General features: G+C 76.3%; 1 protein-coding gene. It reads right to left on the minus strand.

What is annotated here, in order from left to right; translation table 11 throughout:
* Positions 1-122 precede the first annotated feature (122 nt).
* Positions 123-637 (minus strand): OmpA family protein (locus HW578_RS27410; RefSeq protein WP_198373834.1); only part of this gene is annotated, 515 nt, incomplete at its 5' end.

Consider the following 637-nt stretch of genomic DNA (forward strand, 5'->3'; position numbering starts at 1 on the left):
ACCCACCCAGGAGCAGCGGCAGCACCGGCGCGCGCGGCGCCGGGGGCCGCGGCACGGCGCGCGGCGCCATGCGCGGCGGAGCGATGCGGATGGTCGGGTCGCTGTCCGACACCGCCGCGCCGTCAGCTGCCGATATTGACCACCTGCACGCGACGGTTGCGTGCGTTGGGCGTCTCGTCCGGCGTGGGCACCAGCAGCTGGGTTTCGCCCATGCCGACCGCGACCAGGCGGTCCGGCGTGACGCCGAACTTCGCGATGAGGTAGTCGCGCACCGCCGCCGCGCGACGTTCCGACAGCGCCTGGTTCGAGGCGGTGTCGCCGACCGTGTCGGTATGACCCTCGATGCGGAAGCGGAAACCGGCAAGGTCCTGGGACGAGAGCGCCCGGCCGAGCGGTGCGAGCGCGCGCTCGGCCTCCGGCGTGATCACCCAGGACCCGCTGCCGAAGGTGACGGTGATCGAGGCGGAGGGCGCATCCGCCGTGGTCTCGCGCATCGGCGGTCGCGCGACGGCAGGGCTGGGCCGCGATGTCGCGGTGCCGGGGCTGGCACTCGGCGCGCCGGGACCGGCGAGGCCGGGCGAAGGCGCCGGCGCGGCGGGCGGCTGGCCGAAGACCGGGGCCGCCTGCACCGGCGCGG

It is taken from the genome of Roseomonas rosulenta (assembly GCF_016106005.1).
GTDB classification, from domain to species: domain Bacteria; phylum Pseudomonadota; class Alphaproteobacteria; order Acetobacterales; family Acetobacteraceae; genus Neoroseomonas; species Neoroseomonas rosulenta.